General features: G+C 51.3%; 13 protein-coding genes. 6 read left to right on the top strand and 7 right to left on the bottom strand.

Annotated features, from left to right (window positions below):
- Positions 1-86: 86 nt before the first annotated feature.
- The 3 genes from BGX16_RS12985 to surE form a co-directional block, all read right to left on the bottom strand.
- Positions 87-1595 (bottom strand): glycoside hydrolase family 11 protein, encoded by a 1509-nt coding sequence (locus BGX16_RS12985; RefSeq protein WP_198514931.1) that lies wholly within the window; start codon positions 1593-1595, stop codon positions 87-89.
- 212 nt (positions 1596-1807) lie between these two features.
- Positions 1808-4525: a DNA gyrase subunit A gene (gene gyrA, locus BGX16_RS12980; protein ID WP_100426427.1), complete on the bottom strand. Its 2718-nt coding sequence runs from the start codon at positions 4523-4525 to the stop codon at positions 1808-1810.
- Positions 4526-4542: 17 nt separating this feature from the next.
- Positions 4543-5319: a 5'/3'-nucleotidase SurE gene (gene surE, locus BGX16_RS12975; RefSeq protein ID WP_100426426.1), complete on the bottom strand. Its 777-nt coding sequence runs from the start codon at positions 5317-5319 to the stop codon at positions 4543-4545.
- Between the two features lie 63 nt (positions 5320-5382).
- Between surE and hisS the strand changes: the two genes are divergently transcribed.
- Genes hisS through BGX16_RS12955 form a run of 4 tightly spaced genes read left to right on the top strand, consistent with a single transcriptional unit; the run spans position 5383 to position 11560 of the window.
- Positions 5383-6672, top strand: a complete 1290-nt coding sequence (gene hisS, locus BGX16_RS12970) for a histidine--tRNA ligase (protein ID WP_241899561.1) — start codon at positions 5383-5385, stop codon at positions 6670-6672.
- A 6-nt stretch (positions 6673-6678) separates the two neighbouring features.
- Entirely contained in the window at positions 6679-8322 is a 1644-nt protein-coding gene (locus BGX16_RS12965) for an SGNH/GDSL hydrolase family protein (RefSeq protein ID WP_100426424.1), read from the top strand.
- Positions 8319-9716, top strand: coding sequence for a GDSL-type esterase/lipase family protein (locus BGX16_RS12960; protein ID WP_100426423.1), 1398 nt, complete (start codon positions 8319-8321; stop codon positions 9714-9716). Before BGX16_RS12965 ends, BGX16_RS12960 begins: the two co-directional genes overlap by 4 nt.
- Positions 9713-11560 carry an MBOAT family O-acyltransferase gene (locus tag BGX16_RS12955; protein WP_100426422.1) on the top strand — a complete coding sequence of 616 codons (1848 nt, stop codon included), beginning with the start codon at positions 9713-9715 and terminating at the stop codon, positions 11558-11560. The genes BGX16_RS12960 and BGX16_RS12955 overlap by 4 nt, the downstream gene beginning before the upstream one ends.
- 57 nt (positions 11561-11617) lie before the next feature.
- Here the strand turns inward: BGX16_RS12955 and BGX16_RS12950 are convergent, their stop codons facing one another.
- Both BGX16_RS12950 and BGX16_RS12945 read right to left on the bottom strand, forming a co-directional pair.
- On the bottom strand, positions 11618-12211 hold the full coding sequence (locus BGX16_RS12950; RefSeq protein ID WP_100426864.1) for a uracil-DNA glycosylase family protein: 594 nt from the start codon (positions 12209-12211) through the stop codon (positions 11618-11620).
- Positions 12212-12231: 20 nt separating this feature from the next.
- A complete protein-coding gene (locus BGX16_RS12945) occupies positions 12232-12756 on the bottom strand; it encodes a nitroreductase family protein (protein ID WP_100426863.1) in 525 nt (174 codons plus the stop codon).
- 180 nt (positions 12757-12936) lie between these two features.
- Between BGX16_RS12945 and BGX16_RS14900 the strand changes: the two genes are divergently transcribed.
- Complete coding sequence (locus BGX16_RS14900; RefSeq protein WP_198514930.1) at positions 12937-14568, top strand: hypothetical protein; 1632 nt, start codon at positions 12937-12939, stop codon at positions 14566-14568.
- 242 nt (positions 14569-14810) lie between these two features.
- Positions 14811-15737 (top strand): sugar phosphate nucleotidyltransferase, encoded by a 927-nt coding sequence (locus BGX16_RS12930; RefSeq protein ID WP_100426420.1) that lies wholly within the window; start codon positions 14811-14813, stop codon positions 15735-15737.
- A 52-nt stretch (positions 15738-15789) separates the two neighbouring features.
- Here the strand turns inward: BGX16_RS12930 and BGX16_RS12925 are convergent, their stop codons facing one another.
- Together BGX16_RS12925 and BGX16_RS15120 are read right to left on the bottom strand one after the other, a co-directional pair.
- On the bottom strand, positions 15790-16215 hold the full coding sequence (locus BGX16_RS12925) for a Crp/Fnr family transcriptional regulator (RefSeq protein ID WP_241899560.1): 426 nt from the start codon (positions 16213-16215) through the stop codon (positions 15790-15792).
- Positions 16212-16343, bottom strand: a complete 132-nt coding sequence (locus BGX16_RS15120; protein WP_277352372.1) for a hypothetical protein — start codon at positions 16341-16343, stop codon at positions 16212-16214. Before BGX16_RS15120 ends, BGX16_RS12925 begins: the two co-directional genes overlap by 4 nt.
- Positions 16344-16372 lie beyond the last annotated feature (29 nt).

The raw sequence follows: 16372 nt of genomic DNA, 5'->3' as shown, positions 1-16372 counted from the left end.
GAGGCCTTCGGATTTTCAGGGGGGCAGAGGGGTAAAAAAACGCTCGCGGAAAAGCGGGCGTTTTTCGTTTTAGAGAGGTTCTTGTTTTAATGGGAAATGCGAATCTTTTGCAGACGACTTCCCTGCTTCACCATGTAGACTCCAGCGCTTTTAAACTGGGCGGAAAGGATTTCCGAAATGTTAGCCCCGGCAGGAACCTTGACGTGCCCAAGGGAGCGCCCTTGCAAGTCGAAGACGGCATAGTTTGCGGAAGAGACGTTCAAATGGATGCGATCCGACAGGGCTGTTGAACCAACCGAGCTGAACGAAACATAGTCCACGTTTGTATTCGCATCTTCAATGGTGATGCGGAGAACATGCTCGCCTGCTTGGAGCGTGGCGCTTCCTGTTGTGGTTTCGTATGTGTTCCAATCGTTCGAAGTTCCAGTGAACGGGAGCGATCCGATTTCCGTTCCGTCGATGGAAAGCTTTATGCTGCCAGCCCCGGAACCGTTCGAGACCGAAGCCTGAATATTATATTCGCCCGCCTGTGCAACATTCACGGCGTATTCAAGCCATTCACCTGCGGCGGTATAGCCCACAGCCTTTCCTGTTCCTCCATCCACAATGGCTACGGAATAATCCGAGCCGCGGTATTCGGCATCGTATTCGGCATCGGCTGGCGTGTTCGTTCCACCGTAAGAATCTCCTTCGTTTCCGTTGTCAAAGTTTTCGGCCTCTATCGTACCCGGGATGGCGATGGCGGTTCCGCCGAACGGGGCGCGCGTGATCGGATCCGGTTCTTGAACTACAGAGCCTTGACCGTTATCGCTCATATTAAAATACGTATAGTCCACGGTTCCGCTTGAATTTCCGCCGGCTTCATTCATGAGCATCACTTCGGTTACGCGACCAAACTTGAGAGTCGTCGATCCACCGCCCTTCGAGCCTTTCAAAGTTGCCTTTTGACCGGTGAAGAGTTCATCCCACTTGTTGAAATGCGCCGAGATGTCGATGTGACCGCATTGACGTGGCGTTTTACGGACACTGAAGATTTGCAAAAAAGTCGACGTTCCCGATTTGGAAGGTTCTTGCTGGCGAAGGAAAGCGTGAATCGTATATGTCTCACCGTCTACCGTAATTTCACCGAACTTTGCACCGATATAATTTTCATTCGGCTGACTGTACCAGTCGTCAACAATATAATATTCAACCTCTGGATTCACCGTCCAGCCGTACACGCCGATGTAGCCGTAAGAACCGTGTCCATTCTTCGTATATTTATAATCTACCGTGTAATGTTTCGTCTTGTGATCGACGCCCTCCCCGTTATCGCCATAGCGGTAACCCACACGTGCCAAAAAGTCGTTACTATTCGACCATTCTGCCGAAAACGTTCCATTTGGATAATAGGTCATCGAATTGGAACCGCCATCCGCCCAGAGTTCATACCCCCAAGGGCTATCGCTGATCGATCCCGTTTGGTTCTTCGTGACCGTGGTTCCGTTTCCCGAATGCCCCATTGCATCTGTGCACGCATCCGCAGCGAAACTGTTTGAAAGCCCAAAGGCGAGAGCAATGCCCGCAACCATTCCAAAACCAAGATTCTTTTTCATAAGACCCCTTTGTGATTCCATTTTGGAATAAAATAAATTGGGCGATTTTCAAAAGGATATTTGTGCAGAAATTGCCGTTGTCAAATTTTACAACAGCTCACTGCAACGCCGGCAAATTTTTCGCAGCAAAGCCTTTCGTTCTCAACCAAAATTCCCCTACAACGAAAAAAGCCCGCATCGCTGCGAGCTTTTTCCTGAGCTTTTCAAAAGGATTAGTTCTGCGGAGCGTCTTCCGAATTGTTCTGGGCTTCGGAGTTTTCCTGAGCTTCAGATTCTTCGGAAGGTTCTTCCGGGAGTGTACCTTCGGTTTCAGCCGCTTCGGACTGGCCTTCGATACTTTCCTGTTCCAAATCGTCATCGCTCGGCAGAGCGGTTGCGTCCTGGACCTTATCCTTTTCGGCGAGCGTAATCGCCTTTACGCCCTGGGAAACACGACCCGTCAAACGGATACTGTCGACCGGGATACGGATTACCTGGCCTTCGCGGCTGGTGATGATCAAATCGTAATCGTCGACGACGCTGTCCACATAGACAACTTCACCCGTCTTATCGGTAATGTTCAAGTTGCGAACGCCCTTACCGCCACGGCGCGTAATACGGTAAGCAGCCGGTTCGGAACGCTTGGCATAACCGTTTTCGCTCACGGTCAAAACCTTGCGATCGCTCTTGAGCCAGAACATGCCAATGACTTCATCGCCTTCGGCAAGACGGATTCCGCGGACACCGTGAGTGCCACGTCCCATCGTGCGGAGACCGGTAATCGGGAAGGTCAAAGCCTGACCCTTCTTTGTCGCGATCATCATCAAGTCCTTCGCCATATTCGAGCTGTCGACCGGTTCGTCGGAGCCATCGACGTCTGTTTCTTCCGTTTCCGGAGCTTCTGCATTTTCTGCGGTTTCGACTTCGACTTCTTCGCCACGGGCCGCAGCTTCCATCTGTTCCGCGGTTACACCGACGAGAACGACCTTTACGAGTTCGTCATCTTCATCGAGAGTAATCGCATTCACTCCGGAACGACGCGGGTTTGCAAAGAGCTTCAAGTCCATCTTGTTCACGACACCGTTCTTGGTGACGAACATGAGGCAGTTGTAACCGCCGAACTTGCGCACCGGCACAATCGCCGAAACCTTTTCGCCGTTCGAGAGGTTTACAAAGTTCACAATCGGACGGCCCTTACCGTTGCGAGTACCTTCCGGCAGATGGTAAACCTTTGTCCAGTAAGCACGGCCCTTGTTCGTAAACACAAGCAGGAAGCTGTGCGTGCTCGACGTAAAGATCGACTGGATGTTATCCTGATCCTTGAGGCCTGCACCGATAATGCCCTTACCGCCGCGGTTCTGAGCCTTGAACGTATCGATCGGAAGGCGCTTAATGTAACCTTCGCGGCTGAGCGTAATCACCTGTTCTTCTTCCGGGATCAAATCTTCGGAATCGTAATCGGCGACGGCTGCCTCGATCGAGGTACGACGCTTGTCACCGTACTTCGCTGAAATCGCATCGAGGGAATCGAGAACGATCTGAACACGACGCTCCTTGCGAGCGATGATGTCTTCCAAGTCCTTGACCGTTTCCACAAGCTGATGGTATTCGGCTTCGAGTTTTTCGATTTCGAGGCCGGTGAGACGCTTGAGCTGCATATCCACGATGGCCTGAGCCTGAATGTCGTCGAACGAGAAGCGGGCGCAGAGTTTCTGCTTCGCTTCGTCAGTGCTGTTCGATCCGCGGATGATGGCGACGACTTCGTCCACATTGTTGCAAGCGATGCGAAGCGCTTCCAAAATGTGCATACGGGCCTGAGCCTTGCGGAGTTCAAACTGGGTGCGGCGCAAAACCACTTCCAAGCGGTGATCCACATAGTGGCGAATCATGTCCTTGAGAGTAAGGAGCGTCGGCTGCGTGCGGTTCACGAGAGCTAGGTTGTAGATGCTGAACGTATCCTGGAGCTGCGTGTACTTGTACAAATTGTTCAGAACAATATCGCCCTGGAAATCGCGCTTGATATCGACGACAACACGCATACCGTCACGGTCAGATTCATCGCGGATATCGCTGATACCGTCGATTCTCTTGTCGCGGACAAGGTCGGCCATGTTCTTCACGAGCATCGCCTTGTTCACCATGTACGGGATTTCGCTGATGATTAAACGTTCACGTCCCTTCGCATCCTTTTCGATATCGACGCGGGCACGCACGCGGATCTTGCCGTGGCCCGTGAGATAAGCTTCACGGATGCCAGCCTTACCGCAGATGATTCCACCTGTCGGGAAGTCCGGGCCTGCCACGTAATTCAAAAGTTCTTCACCAGTGATATCATTGTTTGCACAGTAGGCGTGGATTGCCTGAACGACTTCACCCAGGTTGTGCGGCGGAATGTTCGTCGCCATACCGACGGCAATACCCGAGGAACCGTTCACGAGAAGGTTCGGGAATGCAGCAGGAAGTACGAGAGGCTCATCGAGAGTTTCATCGTAGTTCTTGCCCATATCGACCGTTTCCTTTTCGAGGTCTTCGAGCATCATTTCGCCAAAACGGCTCATCTTGGCTTCCGTATAACGCATTGCAGCTGCGCTGTCGCCGTCGACGGAACCGAAGTTACCCTGGCCGCGGACGAGAGGATAGCGGAGCGAGAAGTCCTGAGCCATACGAACAAGCGTATCGTAAGCAGCAGCATCGCCATGCGGATGGTATTTACCGATGACTTCACCCACGATACGAGCCGACTTCATCGTCGCCTTGTCCGATGTCAGACCGAGCTTGTGCATCGCGTACAGAACGCGGCGGTGAACGGGTTTCATACCGTCACGCACGTCCGGGAGAGCGCGAGCCACAATCACGCTCATCGAGTAACGCAGATAGCAGTCCTGCATATCCCGTTCGATGAGGGACTCGTAATGTGTGCCCGGGGTTAATTTGATGTTATCTTCAGCCATTTATTTTCCTTAGTTGTTTATCGAATAAAAAACTTGTTGACGACCTGCTGTACTGGAACGAGCCCGCTTTGGAGAGTCTGGTCGATAGTCATCGGGGAGATAGTCGCATAGCCCTGCGAAAGGAGCAAATCGTCCGAATTCACCGCAAAACGTTCCGGAACCTTCGCTCCCGAAAGATAATACCTGCCATCTTTCAGTTCATAATGGTCGGTGAACATGGAAATGCCCTGACCCGCCGCCTTAAAGCCCTTGAACTTCGACTGATTTTCGTCCGGAAAGTTCACATTCCAGAATGTATGCGCCGGAATCCGGGAATAAAGCTTTTTGTCCACGACTTCCACGGCAAAACGGAGCAGTTCCTTTTCCATCGTTTCCGTCGCATCGTAGCAGAGCGAAAGCGCAAGGCTCGGAAAACCCCAGAGCGCCGCTTCACGGGCGCCAGCGACCGTTCCCGAATACAGGGAAGAAACCCCCGCATTTTCGCCCTTGTTCGGGCCCGAAAAGACGCATTCGATCGGAAGATCGCGGTACAGGTACGTGAGAGCGAACTTGGTACAGTCCGAAGGCGTGCCTGTGAGCGTGTGGAATTCAAACGGAAAATCGCCAGGAACCTTTTTCAGCTCATGACCGTGAAAGCCCTGAAACGAATGCGAAACACCGCTCTGTTCCGTCGCAGGAGCGACAACATGGACGTTTGCCAGTTCCGAAAGGGCTGTCGCCAAGTGCACGAGAAACGGACTTTCAAATCCGTCATCGTTCACAAGCAAAATTTCTGGTTTAGATTGTCCCGTCATTTGACCCAAAAGATAGAAAATTATAAGCGTTTTTGGAGCCCATTTTACTACCTTTGCGGGCGTATGAGTAACTCTAAAATGCAAACTCCTCCCCTGCCAAAGGGAACCCGTGATTTTTATCCGGAATCCATGCGGATTCAGAACTACATCTTTGACACCTGGCGCAAGGCGGCTCTCCGTTTCGGATACGAAGAATACGAAGGCCCGATGTTCGAACATCTCGAACTTTACACCGGCAAATCCGGTGACGAAATCGTAAGCCAGCTTTACGACTTCATGGACAAAGGCGACCGCCACATTGCACTCCGCCCGGAAATGACGCCGACGCTCGCCCGCCTCGTGATTCAAAAAGGCAACTCCCTCCGCAAACCGTTCAAGTGGTTCAGCCTCCCGAGACTCTTCCGCTACGAAAAGGCGCAGAAGGGCCGTCTCCGCGAATTCTTTCAGTTGAACCTGGACATCATCGGAACGGAAAGCATTTACGCCGAAGCGGACCTTCTTTCCGCAATCGCATCCATGCTCAAGGACTTCGGTCTCAAGGCTGACGACTTCTGCATTGGCGTTTCGAGCCGCAAACTTTTGAACGTCTTTCTCGCTGAAATCGGCGTTGCCGACACTTCCAAGGTTTACCCGGTTCTCGACCGCCGTTTGAAGATCGGCAAGGACGATTTTTATGCGGAACTCGCCGCTGCAGGTCTTTCTGCGGAACAGACGAAAAAACTCGACGACTTCATGGATTCCAAGGGCATCGACGAAGTCGCATCCAAGATTTCGAGCGAAGAATCGAAGGCAGCCCTCGACGAAATCCGTCATCTGTTCAAGACTCTTGAAGCCGCTGGCGTTGCAGAATCCGTAGCGCTCGACCTTTCGATTGTGCGCGGTCTCGCCTATTACACGGGCATTGTCTTTGAAGTTTACGACAAGGGCAAATCCATGCGCGCGATTGCAGGCGGTGGACGTTACGACAGCCTCACCGAAAAGCTCGGCGGCCAGAAGGTTCCAGGCGTGGGCTTTGGCATGGGTGATGTCGTACTTGCAAATCTCCTCGAAGAACGCGGGCTTTTGCCGTCTTCCAAGCAGTCTCTTGACTTCTTTGTCGCAAGCTTCGCAAACGACATGGACAAGGTTTTCCAGGTCGCAAGTGAACTGCGCAGCCGTGGCTTCAACGTGAGCCATCCGCTCGCACCGGCAAAGCTCGGCAAACAGATGGAACAGGCGAACGCCCAGGGCGCCAAGATAGTCGTCTATGTGGACGGCGACAAGGCTCCGGCTGGCGGCTTCGAATACAAGATCCTTACCACAGGAACTCCAGGCGCAGGCTCTCTCGAAGAGATCGCCCAAATCAAGGCTTAAAGTCGAATGTCGCCTCGTCGCACGTTCCTCTCGATAGCCGCCGTTTTCCTGTTACTAGGCCTGCTGTCTCTCGTTTTTCCGAGGGACGGCGTTCAAATCGGTAACTCTACACTCCGCTTTCCTTCGATTCTTGAAGCCCTTCAAGAATTCCGATCGGATAAAACGGATACAGCCCAAATCGACCCCGAAGAACAGATTCGCAAAATGCTCGCCGAAACGCGCGCACGGGAATTCACCAAATACGCGGACTCCCTGAACTTTTACGAAGAGTTCTTCCGCCAAGGGCCGACACGCTTTGACTTCCCCGCCAACGACCCATCCTGGTTTGACCGTTTCTTTAAGCGTCTCCAAGAAGCGAAGGATTCGGGCAAGGTCATTCACATTGTGCACTACGGAGATTCGCAACTCGAAGGTGACCGCATCACGGCGGCTGTCCGCGAACCTTTGCAGGCTCTTTGGGGCGGTTCAGGCCCCGGCATGGTTTCTCCCCTCGCGGACATCCCTTCTTACGTTCTGAACAGTCACAGCATCGGGAACCTTTCCCGTCACCGCATTTTTGGGCCTGTCGAAGAACACGCACGCCACAACAAATACGGCCCGCTAGCCCAGGTCACGGAACTGCGGGGCTCTGCCACGTTCACCTTTAAAAAGAGCTTGCATCAAAAGGGTTATCCGCTCGCCGGAAAATTCCAAAAGGTCCGCTTGCTCGCGAACAAGGCAAACCTCAAAACCAAACTCATCTATAGTGCAACCGTCATCGACACGATCCGCCAAGATTCCTTGCCCGATGAGTACAAAGAACGTTCCCAAAAGTTCCTTGCGCTCGAACCGGCCGTGGAAACGTTCCCCGGGCTTTCCGTTTACACGTGGGACCTTCAGCATGTGACGGAATCGGTGAACCTGACCGTGCGCGGAAACGCGGACCTGTACACGATTTCATTAGACGGTGAAAGCGGTGTCGCCGTTGATAACGTCGCCATGCGCGGCAGCTCGGGCACCATCTTCACCAAGATGAACGGTGAACTTTTAGGCGCGTCCCTCGAAGCGATGAACGCTAAGCTCATCATCATGGAATACGGTGGAAACCTTGTACCGAGCGTCAACAAGTCGAACCTCGACTGGGTCGAACGCGTTCTCGAAAAGCAGATCAAGGCTCTCCAGGCCGTTGCACCGGATGCCGACATTCTCTTCATCGGCCCTGCGGACATGTCAAAAAAAATCAACGGCGAGTGGACGAGCTTCCCCGCTCTCACGATGACGATCGATAAGATCCGCGAAATCGCTCTGCGAAACGGCTGCGCCTATTGGGACATGTACCGCGTCATGGGAAGCCACAATGCGATGATTTCGTGGGTCAAGCAAAAGCTCGGCGGTCCGGACTACATTCACTTTACACGGAACGGTGCCTCTCACATGGGCAACCTCTTGTACAACGCTCTCAAGTTGCACTACGACTATTACCTGTTCCGCGAAAAGCACGGAATCGATTCGAGCAAGCTGAACGAAATCCACGCCTTTGCCGACAGCTCTAAAAATGAAGCCGACACGCTCATCAAAAAAAGCGACACCCTGGTCAAGCAAAACGACACACTCGTTTTGACGCCGATCGAAGACGCTCCGGAAGATGACGACTTTGGAGCTGCCGAATGATGATCCGCGCGCTTCTCTGCCTTCTCGCTCTGAGCGCGTCTCTTTTTGCAGACACGATTCCAACGGTGAATCTGCCGATTGACACGTCCAAGAATCACATCGAATTCCCGGGTGGGAATATTTCCTATGTTCCTTTCTTGCGCAAGCTCGACTCGCTCGTTTATACAGGAAAGGGAAACATCAATATTTTACATCTGGGCGGATCCCACATTCAGGCGGATGTGATTTCGAACCGAGTCCGCGTCCATTTGCTTCAAGACCTAAAACTCCCCGCAGCCAGCAGAGGTTTTGTTTTTCCGTACACGGCGGCGCGCACCAACACGCCCGTAAGCTACGCCTCGCGCCGCAAGGGCCACTTCAAATGGCTCCGCAGCGTTTACAAGGAGCGCAAAGTCAAACTCGGAGCGATGGGCTTTGAAATCACCACAATCGACCCCGACGCCGAAGTGCGCATCGTGCTCGACAGCCGCATACCGGATCAAAAATTCTGGTACTTTACCCATGTCCGCGTCTTTGGAACTTCGAACGATTCCATTGAACCGGTTTTACAGCTCGATTCGAACGGCACGCATTACTTCGGAAAGCACGATACGCTGTCGAACAGCTACGCATTCACGCTTCCCCGCCGCGCGGATTCTTTAATTCTCACATTCCCCTGGAAAGATTCCCTCGCCGAAAAAAAGCTGCGCGATACACTGTCGACGCTCGATTCCCTCGGTCAGGATTCGCTCTTTGCAGACACGAGCTTCTTGAAGACGCAGCCAGCCTTTACGCTCACCGGGATTCTGCTTTCGGATACCGTTCCAGGGCTCACGTACAATTCGATCGGGGTGAACGGCGCAGACCTCGAAGCGTATCTTTCGCTTGAACATTTTGAAAACGACCTGCTCTTTTCACGCCCGGACCTTGTGATTTTCGCCATCGGCGTGAACGATGCAAATGTCGAGAACTTTGACCCGGAACTTTTCAAGGCGCGGTACGACACATTGATTAGCCGCATTCGAAAGGTTTCTCCCAAAGCGGCATTCCTCTTTATGTCAAACAACGACAACTTTTACACAAAGACGAACAAGCCGAATTTGAACGGTCTTCTCGTCGTCGAAGCGTGCAAACAGCTCGCCAAAAAATACAAGGGCGGCTTCTGGGACATGTTTGGGGTAATGGGTGGATTCAAATCGATGGAAAAGTGGTACATCGCCGATTATGCGAAAAAAGATCACGTCCATTTTAAGAATGCAGGCTATGAACTATTAGGCGATCTCTTTTACGACGCCCTGCAAGAAGTTCTTCGCCCGGAAGCACCCAAGGTGACCGTGATACCGAAGAATTTGCCTGCGAAAAATCTGACGACTCAACCGGCTAAAAAATCCCCTAAACGGAAGGCAAAAAAATGACCGATATCACGAGCCTTCTTCAAAGCATTTTCCTATTTGACCCGTCGAAGCCGCTGATCTTTACGCAGTTCTATTTTTGGGCGTTCTTCGCGGTCATCTTTGCGCTGTTCACTTTTTTACACAGCAAGGTGATGCTGCGGAATGCGTTCCTTTTCTTTGCAAGTCTTTTCTTCTATTATAAAACCAGCGGAAGCTATCTCGTTCTGCTTGTATTTTGCGTTGTCGTCAATTTTTTCGGCGGACGCCTGTTGTACAAAATGGAGCAGAGCAAGCGCAAGATAGCTCTTCTCGTTTCGCTTGTCGTCATTGATCTTTTAACGCTCGGATACTTTAAGTACGCCTACTTTTTTCTCGATGTTTTGCATCAGCTGTTCGGCATTAACCTAAAGGTTTACAACTTCTTTGCCGCGGCGAGCAATTCCATTTTCAAAACGCAATCCCTCGTGGACCAGATTATTCTCCCGGTGGGCATTTCGTTCTTCACGTTCCAAGCGATCAGCTATTGCGTGGACGTTTACAAAAAAAGCGTTCCCGCTATCACGAACCTTTTTGATTTTGGTTTTTACTTAACGTTCTTCCCACAGCTTGTGGCCGGCCCAATCATCCGTGCCGACAAATTCATTCCGCAGCTGCACCGCAAATTCTTCCTTTCGCATCATGAATTCGGCATGGCCATGTTCTGGATTTTGAACGGCCTTGCAAAAAAAATTATCATGAGCGACTTTTTGGCGACCCAGTTCGTGGACCGCGTTTTTGAAACACCGCTCCTCTTTACAGGCTTTGAAAACTTCCTCGCGCTCTTCGCCTATTCGTTGCAGGTGTACGCCGACTTCTCCGGTTACACGGACATTGCGACGGGTGTGGCGCTGCTTATGGGATTCCACCTGCCGCAAAACTTTAATTCCCCATACAAGGCAGACAAGCCGGCGGAATTCTGGCACCGTTGGCACATGTCGCTTTCCCGCTGGCTCCGCGACTACATTTACATTCCTCTCGGCGGTAACCGCGGATCGGGATTCGGCACGTTCTTCTGGACTGCGGTAATTTCGGCGATTGCGATTATGCTGTCGGGAAGTGTTTGGGTGGCGTCGGCACTCGGTGTACTGTACCTGTCCTTGGGGCTTTGGGCTTACTTTAAGCCGGATTCCCGCAAAACGATTTCGAAGCACATGAATGCGATGATTACGCAGCTTATGGGCGGTCTTTGGCACGGTGCGAGTTGGAACTTTATTATTTGGGGCGGCTTAAATGGTCTTGGCATGATTGCAAACACGCAGTGGAGCAAGCAAAAGATTGAAGTCCGCGCCATTTTGATGTTCGTGATTACCGCGGCGGCGATCATCGCTTGCAAATATCACTTTGAACCTGCCTTTGGCATTGCGGCTGTCTGGTGCGGCGTGATTTTCTTTGGCATTTATGCGAACATGATTTACAATCTTTTCGCGACCAGATCTTTGCCTAAGCTCCGTTATGCATGGAATGTACTGCTCACGTTCGTGTTCATTACATCTACGCGTCTTTTCTTCCGCGCCGGCTCCAATTTGGACCCTGCAGAAGCAAACGAAGTCGCCTGGGAAACCGCTCGCAATATGATTCACCAGATCGGAAGCCCGTGGGATCTTTCGATTGTACCGCAGCAGGCTTTTGCGCATCTTTCGATAATTCTTGTGTTCTTGCTCGGCATGGCCATTCACTGGTTACCGAATCATTTCAAGCGTTGGTACAGAATGGTCTTTTGCCACCTGCCGGTTTGGGCTATGATCGCCTTTGCCGTCGTCGCGTGCTTTGTAATCTACCAGTTCTCGAGCGCAGACTCCCCACCGTTTATCTATTTCCAATTCTAAACAATAAACCATGGACAATGATCAGAAAATCAGAAAGGAAGCTTTACTGCAGAATGGTTAATTCATATTTGAAAGTCCCATTCCAAGTTCAGAAAACATCTTCCTGTAGGCTTCCACTTTCTTCTCAAAGGCAAGCGGATACGCGCGGCTGGAACTCGGGGTGCGGTACAAAAAAAGCTCGCGATTTCCGAGCCTGAACGGGCTTCTTCCGCCGACATCAGGTTCTTCTGCACCAAGCATTTCGCACAAAGTCTTTGTCGCGAGCGTTCCTGTCGTCACCACGGCCTTACACTGTGAAAGTTTTGTCAGCATTCCCTTCACATCGGTCGGCTTCACCACTTCGAGAAAAGCGTCCGAGGCGTTCCCCTTTAAGCGTCGGACTTCTATCGCGGTATCATAGATTCCAATCCCTGCCGTATTCAAAAAGTCGATGATCTTTTCTTTGTCAAACGACTTCTTTTCTTTAAGTACAAAGTAATCCCTGTCATCAAAAAAAACCTTCCCCAAAATGCGCCACATATCGTTGATGAAATTCGGATAGTAAAAGTGCATGCACCAACGTTTTTGCGGAGGCGGAAAACTGCCAAGCATCAAAAGCTTGGCATTCTTCGGCAAAAAAGGTTTGAGCGGATGTTTTTCGACGTCTTTCATTAGGCTTGGATTCAACGGCATCAAAGTTCCTGCGAGAATTCCTCCATCGGAATGCGCTGGCTGTGACGCGGGCTAGGATTGCCACGTTCCGGATCTGCGTATCCGACATCCAACAGGCAAACGAGCTTCATCTGCGGAGGAAGGTCGAATGCCTTTTCGATGTCTTGAGCGTTAAAACCGCGGGCCCAAAGCGTATCAAGTCCCAGGTCTTTGGCTTCGAGCATCATGTGTGTCGTCACGATGCTGCCATCTTCGTAGCCGCTGTCGTGCGGATCGTTGTACTTGCTTGCTCTGTAGCTGATCGACGAGTCGTAGCAGACCATGAGGACGACCGGAGCATTGTAAGCCATTGGGGTTGCTTTGCGGATCTTCGAGAGGGCGGACTCGGACTTGAGAACGAAGACTCGGACCGGCTGAGCGTTGGTCGCTGTCGGCGCAATGCGGCCTGCTTCCAAAACCAGCTGTAATTTTTCGGCTTCAACCGTTTTTTCAATAAAAATGCGGCAACTGTATCGCTTCTGAGCTAATTCAAGGAAAGTATTCATGCCCATAAATATAAACTCCCGGCTATCATTGCGGACACTCATCTTAAATACGCTTTAAATTACAAAAACGCAAGTAAAATGGAAGGAACTTGATTTAGACCGTAAAACTTTTTGTGAAAATACTACATTTCATTGCAACATACAATAAATCATAAACCTTAGCTACCATAGGAGTTTAGAATGAACAAAATTTATACATCCGCATTGGTCCTCGGCCTCGTTGCCGCCGGCGCCTTTGCTCAAGCTGCTCCGGTTGCTGCCCCTGCAACAGAACAGACCGCAGAAGCCCCGAAGGCAGAAGCTGACGCTCCGGTTGCGGATTCCGTGAAGGCCGCCGAAGAAGCCAAGAAGGCTGAAGAAGCCATGAAGGCCGAAGAAGCCAAGAAGGCCGAAGAAGCCAAGAAGGCCGAAGAAGCCAAGAAGGCCGAAGAAGCCAAGAAGGCCGAAGAAGCCATGAAGGCTGAAGAAGCCAAGAAGGCCGAAGAAGCCAAGAAGGCCGAAGAAGCCAAGAAGGCCGAAGAAGCCATGAAGGCCGAAGAAGCCAAGAAGGCCGAAGAAGCCAAGAAGGCCGAAGAAGCCAAGAAGGCCGAAGAAGCCAAGAAGACTGAAGAAGCCAAGAAGGCCGAAGAAGCCAAGAAAGCCGATAACAAGTCTGAAGAAAAGGGCGAAGTTTCTGCCGCTGCCGGCAGCGCTCTCGACATTCTCAAGGCTAGCATGAACGAAGGCACTTCCAAAGCAAAGATGGAAGTGAAGTTCTCCGGCATGGCTGAATTTGATATTTACACGGGCGACGTCATCAATGACGACGACCTCGAACATTCCTATGCTTCTACCTTCGATCTGAACGTCGACGTTCAGTTCAACGAAAAGTGGTCTGCATTTGTGGGTCTTGAAGCGGACGGTGAAACCACCTCTCCGGCTTCCATCTACAATGGCGCATTCATCCAGTACAAGCCAGCCAACTTCTTCGCGGTGAAGCTTGGAGACCTCACCTTCTCGGAAGGTGCATTCCAGGCTTACTACGGTTATGATGATCCGACTGATGACGCCGCTGGCATGACCGAACGTGACATTCGCGGTCTCGAAGTTGACCTTGCTGGTCTCCAACTCGGTTTGGGCTTCGGTCGAGGCGATAATGACACCTACTCCATCTGCGCCGATGACGGCGAGAAAGAAAACCCTCTCTGCGCTAACGGCGAAGGCAAAAACTACAGCGTTCACGCAGCTTACGAATTCGACTACGCCGGTCAGCACCTCCGTCCGTATGTCAACTATAAGAGCTTCCAGTCCACTCAGCACAACGAACTCCACGCTGGTGTTGACGCCGGCTTGAACATCGGCGGCTTCGGCTTCCGCGCTGTTTACGGCTTCCATGCCGACTACCTCGCCGACGACGGCGACGTTAAGAAGAATGTGGACATGACCTCCACTGCTCACACGATCTTGGCCGAACCGACCTTCGAAATTGGCATGTTCAATATCAAGACCACCGCCTTCTATGCCTTCATCGACGAAGCTGAAGACGGCCACATCGAAGCAGAAAAGGACTTCCAGGAATATTTTTTCCTCTATGGCGAACCGGCATTCAAATTTGCTGAATTCATCAAGATCGGTATCCCGGTTGAATATCACACGCATACCCTCGACGACGACAAAGAAGATGAAGCGACTCTCGATGTCGGTGGCCGCTTCTACATCAGCCCGGTCGAAAACCTCGAAATCACAGCGTTCGGTATGGTTGACATCGCAATGCAGGACAACGAAGACGACACCGCTCTGCGCTTCGGCCTCGAAACCGTATTCAGCTTCTAATTTCAAAAGTTAGAGTTTGAAATGAGCGAAGGCTCGCCGATTGGCGAGCCTTCTTTTTTTGCAGGATACCCTTATTCCCATGCGGTTTTCCCTATTTGTTTAACAAATAAGAATATTTGCCCCATATTCCGAGTGTGGGGGATCACTATGGGTGTACAAATCCCTTTTATTTATATTTACAAATCGTTACGAAAAAGTTATCTTTTGATTTGTAAGTTTTTCCTAATTTTGAAGAAAAATCCATGAAGATTATTCTACCCATTGCCGGTAAAGGCGTTAGACTGCGCCCTTACACCAACGAATTGCCCAAATGCCTGTTACCTGTGGGCGGTAAAACGATTATCGATTGGATTGTGGAAGACGCCGATCGTCTTACCCCCAAAGAAACCATCTTTATTGCCGGATACAAGGCGGAAAAGATCCAAGAATATCTGGAAAAGAAACCGGAATGGGGAAACACGCGTGTCGTGTTGCAAATGAACCCGCAGGGCCTTGGCGAAGCGATCGCCCGCGGACTCCCCTATGTGAACGACGGAGAACCGTTGCTGATCATTCTCGGAGACACGCTCTTTGAAGCGGACCTTGCCCAGCTTGAATTCGCCGAAGACAATGTCCTTTACACGTACAAAGTTTCGGATCCTCGCCGCTTTGGCGTCGCCGTTACGAACGAAAAGGGCGAAATCACCGAACTCGTCGAAAAGCCGCAGACTTACGTAAGCGACGAAGCCATCGTCGGTATCTATTACATCAAGGATACCGCCGAACTCCGCAAGGCACTTCGCAAAATGATTTCAAAAGACATTCGCTCGAACGGCGAAATCCAGCTGACCGACGCCCTGCAGATGATGATCGAAGCCGGTTGCAAATTCAAAACTGCTCCAGTGGAACGCTGGCTCGACTGCGGACTCCCGGAAACGCTGATCGATACGAATTCGATTATGCTGAACAAGAACGACAACAGCGCGAACTTCCACTTCCCCGGCACCAAGATTATTCCGCCCTGCCACATCGGCAAAAACGTGAAGCTCGAAAACTGCACCATAGGACCGAACGTGGATCTCGGCGACAACTGTTCGCTCAGATTCGTGAACATCAAGAACTGCGTCGTCTGGGCAAACGAGTCGCTTAGTTTCACCCTTATCGAAAACCAGATCGTGGCTAGCTGCTGATGGCTTCGCTCGCAATGACATTTTGGGCGTCTCGCATTGACAGTCCGCAGCGTCATAACGAGGAGCGAGGAGACGATCCTATCTTTTTTAGGCCTTCTATATCGAGGAAATGAATCGCACCTCGTTTTACGTTTACAAGGCCCTTCGCGGAAAATTCTCGGAGCATGCGAGCGACAACCTCTCGGGCAGAATTTACATCGCGAGCGATTTCTTCTTGCGTCTTTTGAATTTCAAGCTTTCCGCTCTTTTCATAGGCGGCCACAAAGTAAGAAGCCAGGCGCTGATCGAACTTTTTGAAAAGCATCATCTGCAAAGCCCAGAGCGTTTGCGAAAAACGTTCCGTTTCTTTTTCAAAGACTAGAGCCTTCACGTGGATGTTCGACTCCATCAGCTGTCCACAGATGGAAGCGGGAACGACGAGCACCGTCGTATCCTTGACCGCCGAGACTTCCGTTTCAAAGGTCAGCTGGTGAATCACGCAAGACGCCGTGGAAACGCAAAATACTGGATTACGGAACGTTCCGAAACCACCGTCTTTTCACTAGCCGAAAGTTTGCTCCAAAACGGGAGCCTATCCACAATTAAACGGACTGGAGCTGTATTCATAAACAAACACCTTCTTTGCAATATATACA

Origin of the sequence: Hallerella succinigenes, assembly GCF_002797675.1 — a bacterium.
Taxonomy (GTDB): domain Bacteria; phylum Fibrobacterota; class Fibrobacteria; order Fibrobacterales; family Fibrobacteraceae; genus Hallerella; species Hallerella succinigenes.
Note: the sequence above shows the minus strand (reverse complement) of the source record. Positions and strands in the feature narration are given on the sequence as shown.

What these genes read in the sequence shown, in the direction of transcription:
- BGX16_RS12985 (WP_198514931.1), bottom strand. Translation starts at nt 1,595, where the DNA reads ATGAAAAAGAATCTTGGTTTTGGAATGGTTGCGGGCATTGCTCTCGCC.
- gyrA (WP_100426427.1), bottom strand. Translation starts at nt 4,525, where the DNA reads ATGGCTGAAGATAACATCAAATTAACCCCGGGCACACATTACGAGTCC.
- surE (WP_100426426.1), bottom strand. Translation starts at nt 5,319, where the DNA reads ATGACGGGACAATCTAAACCAGAAATTTTGCTTGTGAACGATGACGGA.
- hisS (WP_241899561.1), top strand. Translation starts at nt 5,383, where the DNA reads ATGAGTAACTCTAAAATGCAAACTCCTCCCCTGCCAAAGGGAACCCGT.
- BGX16_RS12965 (WP_100426424.1), top strand. Translation starts at nt 6,679, where the DNA reads ATGTCGCCTCGTCGCACGTTCCTCTCGATAGCCGCCGTTTTCCTGTTA.
- BGX16_RS12960 (WP_100426423.1), top strand. Translation starts at nt 8,319, where the DNA reads ATGATGATCCGCGCGCTTCTCTGCCTTCTCGCTCTGAGCGCGTCTCTT.
- BGX16_RS12955 (WP_100426422.1), top strand. Translation starts at nt 9,713, where the DNA reads ATGACCGATATCACGAGCCTTCTTCAAAGCATTTTCCTATTTGACCCG.
- BGX16_RS12950 (WP_100426864.1), bottom strand. Translation starts at nt 12,211, where the DNA reads ATGAAAGACGTCGAAAAACATCCGCTCAAACCTTTTTTGCCGAAGAAT.
- BGX16_RS12945 (WP_100426863.1), bottom strand. Translation starts at nt 12,756, where the DNA reads ATGAATACTTTCCTTGAATTAGCTCAGAAGCGATACAGTTGCCGCATT.
- BGX16_RS14900 (WP_198514930.1), top strand. Translation starts at nt 12,937, where the DNA reads ATGAACAAAATTTATACATCCGCATTGGTCCTCGGCCTCGTTGCCGCC.
- BGX16_RS12930 (WP_100426420.1), top strand. Translation starts at nt 14,811, where the DNA reads ATGAAGATTATTCTACCCATTGCCGGTAAAGGCGTTAGACTGCGCCCT.
- BGX16_RS15120 (WP_277352372.1), bottom strand. Translation starts at nt 16,343, where the DNA reads ATGAATACAGCTCCAGTCCGTTTAATTGTGGATAGGCTCCCGTTTTGG.